The organism is Bifidobacterium sp. LH_413, from assembly GCF_056357015.1.
Window position 1 is genome coordinate 66,993 of record NZ_JBKEVK010000009.1, and the last position, 10,384, is coordinate 77,376.

A 10,384-nucleotide genomic window follows, 5' to 3' on the forward strand; every position below is an offset into this window, starting at 1 on the left:
GTCGGAAAGGCATGAACGAACGACATGGCTAAGCTGTCAAGGGAGTGGGTCGTCCGGCAGGTCGATCGGATGATCGCCATTGCGAACGAGAAGCATCCGGACACCTTCCTCAAGGACTGTCTCGGTGACCCGTACCATATACGCGATCATTGGGATGACGAAATTCTGATGGACATCGACAAGACCCACTCCCAGCGACGTCATGAGGATGTCAGCGACAACGATGACAGGGAGCAGGTCTCGGGATACTGCCTACCCCAGTACAAGACTGCCGACGGCAGGGCCTTCATCAAGGTGCGGGCGTGCGATTTCGCCCCGAGAACCTACTTCACGATCCTCCATGAGCTCGGGCATCATCTGCAGAACTCGGATATCGAGCTCTTCTGCGCTTTGCGTGACCTTGATGACAAGGCGGATCAGAAACGCGCCGAGGAGAAGGCATGCGACATGTTCGCCTCCAAGGCGTTGATTCCGGATTCGGTGATTCCGGAACTGCGCACCCACCGTTGGAACGCCTTGGCGGTGAGCCACCTGTACAAACGCGTCAAGGCGTCACGGCCCGCCGTGGCCCGACGGGTGGCCGGCCTGTTGCAGCCGGGCGCGTGGGTCACGTTCATCGACCAATACGGCCATCCCAAGCTACGCGCATTCTCGGACGGTCACACCGAATACGACGACATCGAGATCATGCCGGCGGAGCAGCTGGTGCTGGACGCGTTTGACGAGGTGCAACACGAACCATGGCGCAGACACCCCGGCGAGCACCATGACGAGATGACCATCTGTATCGCGAACCTCGACAAGCCGCGTATTCCGCGCACACGGCCCAAGCATTACACGCGAATCAGTGTCGCTCCATCGTACGCTTGCATGTTCGTCATGGGTGGTCACTGAGATCTGGCGGAGTACTGCATGATGGTCATTCTGTCACTCCGCTCATCCGAGTGGCGATGAAACGCCCCACGGTCGCACGATGGACATGATATTTCCGCGCGATGTCAGCTTTGGTGCAGCCGCGCCGAAGCATGGCGCGTATATCAGACTCCTTGCCGGACAACTTCACCGTCTGCGAGAGGCTGCCTTTCGGTCGTCCCAATGGTTTACCTTCGGCTTTGCGGCGAGCGAGCGCCTCCCGCGTCCGCTGGCTGATGAGGTCGCGTTCGATCTCGGCGGACAGGCCGAAAGCGAACGCCAGCACTTTGCTCTGGATGTCGTCGCCGAGACGATACCCATCCTTGATGGTCCAAACACGGCATCCACGGCTCATGCACTGGTTCAGCACGTCCATGATCATGAACAGGCTGCGACCGAGTCGCGATAATTCAGAGCAGATGATGAGATCTCCATCAACGACACAGTCAAGTAGATTACCAAGCCTTCGCTCGTTCACCGCTTTGGTGCCGCTGATGGTCTCCTCGACCCAACAATCAACCGCAAGGCCTTCGTTCCGTACGCAACGTTCGATTTCGAACCGCTGATTCTCCACCGTCTGCTTGTCGCTGCTCACTCTGATGTATCCGTAGATCATGGCTGCCAAGTCACCACCCATACTGGACGATTTCTCGCAACCGAAGATCGTGTGGGGAAACCTGTGCATGCGCGCCCAGTACGCCATGGTGAAGGATGACGCCATCGTCTGCGCGCCTTCGCCGTTCATCGCTACGGACGACTGGTTCCTGCTCGGCATACTGAATTCCAAGGCGGCGGACTGGTATGTGCATCAGGTCGGAGTCACCCGAAGCGGCGGATACATGGAGTACAAGCCGGTGTTCGTGGAGCAGATTCCGATTCCGCATCATGTGCCGGAGAACACTCGGAATCGGATCTCCCTGCTGGCTTGCACCGCTCAGGAGCACTGCCGACGGGGACTGGCCTCCGAATCGGAGGAGAACGCCATAGATCAGCTGGTATATGGGTTGTTCGGTCTTTCCGATGCCGAGCAGGAGACCATCGAACGGTTCTCACGCCAATGAGAAGCGTTCGATGAAGTTCCTCTCCTGCGGGTTCAACCCTATCGTTTCGGCGATGCTTTCGTCCAACGCATGGTCGAGTTCACGTGCTTCCTCCTGCGTGCAGTCGTCGTTCAGCCTGGCTTGAACGAGCTGGAGGAACGCGTCTTCGGACGCTCCTACGAGCGACACGATGGGGAGCTGTTCGATGGTGTATTTCTTCCATCGAACGGTTCCCATTCCCGTCGTGGTGCCCAAAGTGGAGAAATAATACTCGGAGAGATGTGAGTTCAGGAACCCCAGAACAACGGGAAGGCGCTCGCCGGCCATGAGGAACGTCGTCGCTTCGGGCACATACGCGCCGTCGCCGTCGAAGGCGAATTTGGCCTTGTCGGAGATTTCGCCCCACACGATCTTCGGTTGCGAGAAATCGTCCATATAAGCACAATCACGAAGATTGTACTGGGTATCACCCTGATCAGCGCGTTTGGACAACTTGGGTTCGAACGAATCCAACCACTCCTTAACCGCAGGATATGAATCCACATCTACGCGAGGAACGACCTCTCCACCATGCTTATAACCGTTATGGGATGCGACAAGATAACGGTCCGCGAACTCGTAGCGGTAGCGTTTGATGTCGCGGCCGCGGAGCACGGGGCGGATGATCTCGGCGCTCTTCGGGTCGGCGGCGACCAGTTCGTCGCGCTTCTCCTTGGAGATGATGAACGCATCGTTCAATCCGGTCTTCACACCGTAGTTAATCCGCACGTCAAGCTGCTTGAGCGGCGTGCCGGCCTCCTCCATCTTGTGCTTGATGGAACGCTCCACATCGGCGAGAATCACCCACGGCGAACCGCCATCCGTCACGCTCTTGCCGCCGTTCGTCTTGTCCGTGCTGGTAACGGTTCCGAACGGGATGGTCGTGGCATGTTCCATGACATAGTTGCCGATGTCGTTCAGCGAATCATCCGCATACCGCACGGCCTGCAGCACTTCACCGGCATGCCCCTTGGCGAGGAGCATGATGTTCGTATCGACCGTGGCGCTGCTGAACCGGCCGGCACCCAGATCGATGAGCGAGATCACTTCGGCGTTGCGCGCGAGATGCTTGCGCAGCTCCTTGCCGTACTTGTTGCGCATCCACTTGTTCGACGTGATGAAGTCGAGCACGCCATGGTCGGACAGCAGATCCAGCCCACGCTCGTAGAACAGCTCGTACAGGTCTCCCGTCCTGTTGTATGAGCGGTACCCCAAAGCCTCATAGAGCTTCGCCTTGTTCTTCATCTTCTGCAGCTGCACGTACGGCGGATTGCCGATGACCACGTCGAACGTCTCCGTGCCGAACATGAACCCGGGGTCGAAGAACGGCGCCTGACCTTCCGCCCTCGTGGCGGAATGCGGGTGGAAACGACCGATCTGAACGCCCCTCGGGGAGGAGTCGGAGCTGCCTCCCAATCGTTGCGCGATCTTTTCGAAACGCTCCATCAGCTTATGCTTCTCCTCCGGATCGGTGGTGGAGAAGTATCGGGCGCGGATGTCCTTCAGGCTGACGAACGACTCGCCCTCATCGGCCAGATCGAACGCCCCCTGCTGCAGGGCGCCGCCGTTCAGCCGCACATCGCCGATGGAAGCATCATCCGCCCTGTCCGAACCGTCCACGTCCGCGGGAGCCAACGGCACCAGCGAATCCGCGCACACGAACTTGAAGTCCAGGTTCGGCAACGGCTCGACCTGATCGATCGACTCGCGTTCCACGATCATGGACAGCCACACGCGCAGGCGCGCGATCTCCACGGCCATCGGCTCGATGTCCACGCCGAACACGCTGTTGCGCAGAATCTCGAGCTTCTGATGGTAGGCATCCGCCGTGGCCTTCTTGCCCATCAGGCGTACGCGGCAACGCATCAGCAACTGCAGCATGCCCATCGGGAACGCACCGGAACCGCATGCCGGGTCGAGCACGCGCACGTGCTCGATCGCCGCAATCGCCTTCGGCAGCACCGTCTCGGTGTTCGAGTTCCACAGCCCCTTGCGGGCATCGCCGTCGGTCTCCCATGAACCGTCCGACCTGTCCAGCAGCCGGTCAACGCCCTCATGGACCCCCTTGCCGTCGCCGAGCGCCCGATACAGGTACTGGCGCACCGACTCACGGCACATGTACGCCACAATCTCGCGCGGCGTATAGAACGCGCCCTTGGCCTTTCTCGCGGTCGTGCCGGTATCGTCCATCTGCTCGGCGAGCAGGGATTCGAAGATGCGTCCGAGCATCTCCGGATCGATGGCCACCTGCTCGTAATCCGGCGTGGACTCGTCGGTCGTGAAATCGTACTGGCCGAAATGCTCGTACAGCCCAGTGAAGAAATCCTCCGGGAAGGGGATCGCTTCGCCGGGGAAATCCGTCTCCTGCTCCTCGAACAGGCCGCCGTTCAGGAACGGGGTGACGGGGTCGCCATCATCACCGCGCTTGTTCTTCGCCGTGTTCAACGTGCCGAAGAAGAGGCGCTTCAGCTTCCGCTCGTAGTACTCGCCCGCGCTAAGACCGTCGATATCCAGGTAATGCTCGTCCGGGTTGAGGAACCCCTTCTGGTTCAGGAACCAGGCGAAGAGGATACGGCCGATCAGACGGCTGGAGAACATCTTCGAGTCCTCCTCCTCATGACCGGAGGCGACCAACGCCTTGACCAACGTGTTGAAACGCGCCGCGATGCCCGCATAGAAGCTCTTGTTGACCTCGGCCATGTTGAAGGCGTCCCAGAGCGCGGCGTGCACGCGCTCCTTGACGGCCTCCTCATCATCACCAGCGAGATTGCCCTCGCCAAGTACGCCGTGCAGGTCGGAGAGGATGCGCTTCTGCGTGTTCGACAGAGAGCCTCGGAGCTCCATGGTGCGCAGATTGCCCGCCCGGGACACCACCACGATGATGGACGGCGTATTGGCCGGGGCGAAGAAGTAGATTCCGATCGGATACGTTCCGTACAGGTTGGAGGCGAGCGCCACACCGTCCTCCCAATGGGCGCCCTCGGCCACGCAGGCGCTGATACGCGCCTTCGTGGCCGACCCTTTCAAGCCTCTGAACGTGGCATCGAACCAATCGTCATCCTCGGTCAGACTACATGCCAAGGCGTCCTTCGGCATAAGCGGATGGGTCACGAACCACTCCTCATGGTCCACCGGGAATGGACGGAACAACGCATCCTTGGTCTCGTCATCGATTGGGAACTCGTCGGAATCCACCCCACGGAGCATGGCGAGCACCCATACGGCCACACGCATACCGGCACGTTTGCGGTCATCATCGGACGCGTCGACGTCATCGTACCGACCATATTCCTCAAGTGCGTTTTGCAGACCGGTGAACGTAATCATGCCCGCCATTCCTTCCCTTGACCTGATGCTCTATGGATTGTATCCCATCGAAGCCGTCGTTCCCGGTTCACAGGTCAGGAGACATGCCGACCAGAGCGCACCGCCACTTGCCGCCATGGCCTTCGCCACCGTCCTGCCCGGTATCGTTCAAGAACGACCGCCACTCGGCAAGCAACGCCTCGCTGATCGTCAGCGATTGCACATCTCCCACCTTGCCGGCCTCTCTTCGCAGGGCATTCATCAACGTGCCATACCGCTGATTGGCCTGCACCAACCCCTGAACGGCCCCCAACGCTCCCAGAAGATCGCGTTCTCCCAGCTGGCTTTGCAACACGCCCAGCAGCTGGATCTCGGACTTCTTCGGTCTGAACGGTTTTCTCGCCTTGACCGGTTTGGCCATTCCCACCCGCGTCAGCGCCAGTTTTTCGACATCGTTCCGGTTCACCTGCGAATGGTCGACCCGTCGGGCATTGTCTTCGGGATCGGCCTTCAGCAGGTTCAGCGCCTCTTCGTTCGCGATGGGCTCGACCGTTCCGCCCTTGTCGAGATCCACACGCGCGAAACGATAGTTCATCCCGTTGCCGATGCCCCCGGCCTGTTCGCACATCACCACCACGGAGCCGTGCAGACCGGAATCCGAGGGGAGATAGTTCCACTTCCCCTTCGGCATCGACGCGATGCGATCCAAATCCTTCTGGGACGCGTGTTGCAGGAACTCACGCAACGCATAGACGTGCGCCCCCTGCCATGACAGCATGTCGTTCTCCGCGTCGACACCGTCCATCACCTTTCGGATTTTTGCGTCGTCACCGCTGTACAGGTCCTGGATGTATTCGATCGGATTCTCGTCCGCTGCCGTGAGCACGCCCTGATCCGTGCCGATCGAGTTCTTGATCGTGTCGATCTTCCCCTGCAGGCGGGAAAGCAGGCCGAGATAGTATTCCAGGTCCTCGGCCGGAGCCATGTTGCCGATGAGCACCTTGTCGAACTTCGACCCCAGTCTGTTGACGCGTCCGTTGCGCTGCACCATGCGGACCGGGTTCCAGTGGAGATCGTAGTTGATGAGGATGGCCGCATCCTGCAGGTTCTGCCCCTCCGACAGCACATCCGTGGAGAACAAGTAGTCCAGCTCATATTCGGAACCGGCGAACGTGTACTTCTTGGATACCGGCGAGAACCGGTTCACGACGTTGTCCAGATCGGTCGAAGCCGCGGTCAGGAACGCCGCTTTCCTCTTGAAATCGGGAATCTCCTTCTCCAACAGCGCCGGCAGCTTGGCGTGAAGATAGTCGATGGTGTCCGCATAGGCGCTGAACACCAGGATCTTCCCTCCGAACCGTCCGTCATGCAGCACCTTGCCGAACTCGTCGCGGAAGGCTTCGAGCTTGGCGTCCAGACCGTCATCGACGCATTCGGCCAACGACTCGATTAGCACGTCGGTGATGTTCCGGTCCCGCCGGATGTCCTTCCACAGGCCGTCCAGATCGAAATCGGCTTCATCCGCCTTGGCCCGCTTGACGCCAAGGTCATCCAGGTTCCGATCGACATCCTGATCGGAATCATCCCAGAACTCCAGCTTCTGCTCATCGTCCTCATCCTCCAGCAGCGACAGCGACGACGATTCGATGACGTAACCGGCTTTCAGCCAGGTCGCGAACCTGTCGAGCCTGCGGCGATAGCGCTCCACGGACAGTTTCAACGCCTGCAACGATGATTCGAGACGCTTCAGCCATATGGTCTGCAGGATATTGTGGATCGACATCGCCGAACGGAGTTCCGCGGCCTCGTCATCGGAGACCTGCAGCAGGCCTATGCCCTCCACGGTCATGTTCCGGTACTCCCACGAGTACAACATGGAACGATAGACGGGGAACCCCAGCAACGAAATCAGAGCGCACACGTCCTCGACCAGCGACCCCGCTTTCCGGCTCCCGGCATCGACGAAGCGCCGAGGATCCTGCTCGACGATGTCGAGCGGGTGCAGCAGCCGCTGCGTCTCCCCCGCCAGTTCCCCATCGTTCAATCGGAGCGGATCCACGCCCTCGAACGACTCGCCGTGCTTTCGTATGGATTCTCTCACCACTTCGGACGCCCGTGCCGGGAAAGCATAATCAATCGTATCGAACGTGTTCTCCGGGAATCCCGCGGCGGCCTTGCCGCCGTTCAGCAGCTTCGATTCCTCCTGCACGCCCCGTCTGGTCGAACGCACGATGAAATGGCTGATACCCTGGGACAACGGCTGGCGATACACCTCCCAATCGAACGACTCGCCCCGACGCTCCATGGCCTTCCGCCGCGTGTCGAGCATTCGGAGGAACTCGAAGAAATCCTTGGTCCGCACGTTCGAGGAACCGCCCGCCGGGTCCTGATACGACACCATCACCCCGGATTGCATGCGGCCTCCCAATCCCAGCTCCAGTTGGCTGACCAGATCCTTGAATCCGTTGTTGATGGGGGTGGCCGTCAACAGCAGCACTTTGGCATCGGGATTCTCCGAGACAAGCTCCAGAACAGCCTTGAACCGTTCGGAACGTTCGTTGCGGAGGTTGTGCGCCTCGTCGATGACGATCAGATCGGCGGGGTACGACCGACGGTAGGCGTCCCGCAACTGGTGGATGGCCGGAATATCCTGCTGCGACACCATGCTGTAGCCGGATTCATCCAGATCGAAGAACTCCTTGAGATCGGCGCGCCACTGGTTCTTCAGCTTCGCGGGAGGGATGATGGCGATATTCCTCTTGCCGTTCCTTCTGAAATGATCGATCACGGCTCCCGCGGTCACGGTCTTGCCGAGACCGACCGAATCGGCGAGGATCGCCGTCCCCGTCTTGTCGAGTTTGTTGACGAGGATGCCCGCGTTGCGCTTCTGGTAGGAGAACAGCACATCGGATTTCCCATCGTCGTCGCCGTCATCCAATTCCTGCGATATCTCATCGGGGAACAGCCACATCAACGCCTTGATGTAGGCGTCATACGGGCCATAGGTCTTGTTGCCCACGGGAGAGCTGCTGATGATCTCCTGGAAGTCACCGGTCCAATCCTGCACCTCGGGAAGATTCCACATCATGTCGAACCAGGACAGATGACCGTATTGTTGTTTCTCGGTGCGCGGCTCGTACAGGACGGTCGTCTCGTCATCCTCCAGATAGTTCAGTTCCGCATTGCCGCCGGTCGCGGTATCCGAAAGACCACGCCCGGTGAAGTTGGATGAGCCGATGATGCCCACCGCACCTTCGGTGTCGTAGGAGCCGAACACATACTCCTTCGCGTGGATGAACGGCTTGCGACAGATGCGCACCTGCAGACGTCCCTCATGGATCATCCCGGCCAGGATGCGCGCCGTCTCCCTGTACCGGGCGACCTTGTCCTCCGGCAGGTCACCGAGCTCCCTGAGGTCCTCGGCGATGTCCGCATCGGGGAAATCCTTGTACAGGTTCGTCAGGTCGAGCCTTTTATTCGCATACGGTTCCGCACCGATCAGAATCCTGACGGACCGGTAATCCTTGATGAGATCGATCAGCATCGACGTGCCGATCATATCCCAGTACCCGGTGACGATGGACAGATCCTTGTACACCGGATTCGAAGCCACCTGACGCAGCACATCCCCCAAGGACTGCCTGCGGTTATCCACGAAACGAATCAGATTCCCCATTGTTTTCAACCTTCCGATCGCACGACCTCGCTGTTGTTTCCATGCTACTCAATAATCGGGTCCGTTCCCCTGCTCGTGCCTTGCCATAGAAATCTCATGAGGCATGCGAGTTCCCTCGCTGTCTCCCATTCGGCAACCATCGCCGCTGTCTTCATAGACATTCCCTTGGTGTAGGTCCGCAAGTCGGCATAGCCAGGGGAATGCCCGTCAATGAAGCCAATCGGAATCATCGGATTAGTCGAGGCCTGCCGCCGCTCTCAGCACGTGGTAACCTGAAAAATCCGAATCCGCGGTGGACGCGACGGCGGCGGCCACGCCTTCGGCATTATCATCATCGTCGCCATCGTCGGACTTGATATGCACCGGATCGATGATGGGCATATAGCCGCCATCCGCGGTCTGCTGCGCACGGTTGACCTCCTCCCATGCCTTCTCCCAGTTGTTCACCTCCTCCGCGTACCCCGGATACGGTTCGATGTTGTGGACCTCCCAATCGATGATCTCCCGAGTCGTCACCGGATGAGACGGGTGGAATTCCTCCGTCAGTCCTTCCGGGATCGGCACTGTGTAATCCTCGATGTTGTCGTCGTCTTCAGCGGGATCGATGAATCGTACGGTTCCCATGATGTTCTTCCTTCCCGCCCCTATCCGGGGCTGATTCCGCGGTCCGGACCATCCGAACCGTTACGACAGAAGAAACCGGACAAGCACGCGGAATACGCGACACGCCCCGAAAATGGCCATTCGTACGCCTCATTCGGTTGGAAACAGCAACCCGCCAAACAGCACGGTGAAGCGTTAAGTTCCCTAATGCTCTTCGTGATCGTTGATGCAGACGTCGAATCGCAGGTCCGGTTCTTCGGGAGGTTCGGCGATGAACCGTTCAATCCGTTCCATCTGCTTGCGGCTGATGCCTCGCCTAGGGGCGTGCATGTCGCGCGTGTGTGTCTTGGAATATGCGTGAAGGCCCTTGGGAGCTGTGCTCGACCAAGGGCCCTTTCTTATCGTGTGATGCGGCGGCGTGCTACTCTCCCACACTCTCTCGGGTGCAGTACCATCGCCGTGCCAGGTCTTAGCTTCCGGGTTCGGAATGGGACCGGGCGTCTCTCCTGGGCTATGACCGCCGCAAATCTTCTCTTATCAGGGATGTTCCTCCCCGGATGCTGGTGGTTCGGGGACCGGATGGTGGACGCTTCATGTTGATCGTTTGGGTTGTGACGTCACGGTTGCTCCGTGTCGCGTGCATTCGCAGAAGAGTGGTTGATGCCGTCCCCTATAGAAGGGGATTGAGTGTGTCGCGCTTCCCCGTTAGTACCGGTCGGCTCCACCCCTCGCGGGGCTTCCACGTCCGGCCTATCGACCACGTGTTCTGCATGGGGGGTCTCAGGAACCGTGGTTCCCTGGGAATACT

Annotated in this window: 6 protein-coding genes and 2 rRNA genes; 2 read left to right on the forward strand and 6 right to left on the reverse strand. The window is 59.5% G+C overall.

What is annotated here, in order from left to right; translation table 11 throughout:
- Positions 1 to 24 precede the first annotated feature (24 nt).
- Complete coding sequence (locus tag AC1AYN_RS10445) at positions 25 to 894, forward strand: ImmA/IrrE family metallo-endopeptidase (RefSeq protein WP_476503294.1); 870 nt, start codon at positions 25 to 27, stop codon at positions 892 to 894.
- A gap of 25 nt (positions 895 to 919) precedes the next feature.
- Here the strand turns inward: AC1AYN_RS10445 and AC1AYN_RS10450 are convergent, their stop codons facing one another.
- Positions 920 to 1,633, reverse strand: coding sequence for a master DNA invertase Mpi family serine-type recombinase (locus tag AC1AYN_RS10450; RefSeq protein ID WP_476533153.1), 714 nt, complete (start codon positions 1,631 to 1,633; stop codon positions 920 to 922).
- On the opposite strand from AC1AYN_RS10450, the gene AC1AYN_RS10455 reads away from it, so the two are divergent.
- A complete protein-coding gene (locus tag AC1AYN_RS10455; RefSeq protein ID WP_476503293.1) occupies positions 1,527 to 1,973 on the forward strand; it encodes a TaqI-like C-terminal specificity domain-containing protein in 447 nt (148 codons plus the stop codon). The two genes, AC1AYN_RS10450 and AC1AYN_RS10455, sit on opposite strands and share 107 nt — an antisense overlap.
- Here AC1AYN_RS10455 and AC1AYN_RS10460 read toward each other — a convergent pair.
- From AC1AYN_RS10460 to AC1AYN_RS10480, 5 genes are all read right to left on the reverse strand, one after another.
- Positions 1,962 to 5,318, reverse strand: a complete 3,357-nt coding sequence (locus tag AC1AYN_RS10460) for an Eco57I restriction-modification methylase domain-containing protein (RefSeq protein ID WP_476503292.1) — start codon at positions 5,316 to 5,318, stop codon at positions 1,962 to 1,964. The two genes, AC1AYN_RS10455 and AC1AYN_RS10460, sit on opposite strands and share 12 nt — an antisense overlap.
- A 67-nt stretch (positions 5,319 to 5,385) precedes the next feature.
- Positions 5,386 to 8,973 carry an SNF2-related protein gene (locus AC1AYN_RS10465; protein ID WP_476503291.1) on the reverse strand — a complete coding sequence of 1,196 codons (3,588 nt, stop codon included), beginning with the start codon at positions 8,971 to 8,973 and terminating at the stop codon, positions 5,386 to 5,388.
- Positions 8,974 to 9,207: 234 nt separating this feature from the next.
- Entirely contained in the window at positions 9,208 to 9,597 is a 390-nt protein-coding gene (locus AC1AYN_RS10470) for a hypothetical protein (RefSeq protein ID WP_476503290.1), read from the reverse strand.
- Between the two features lie 387 nt (positions 9,598 to 9,984).
- Positions 9,985 to 10,101, reverse strand: a 5S ribosomal RNA gene (rrf, locus tag AC1AYN_RS10475).
- A gap of 160 nt (positions 10,102 to 10,261) precedes the next feature.
- Positions 10,262 to 10,384, reverse strand: a 23S ribosomal RNA gene (locus AC1AYN_RS10480); the annotation flags it as partial.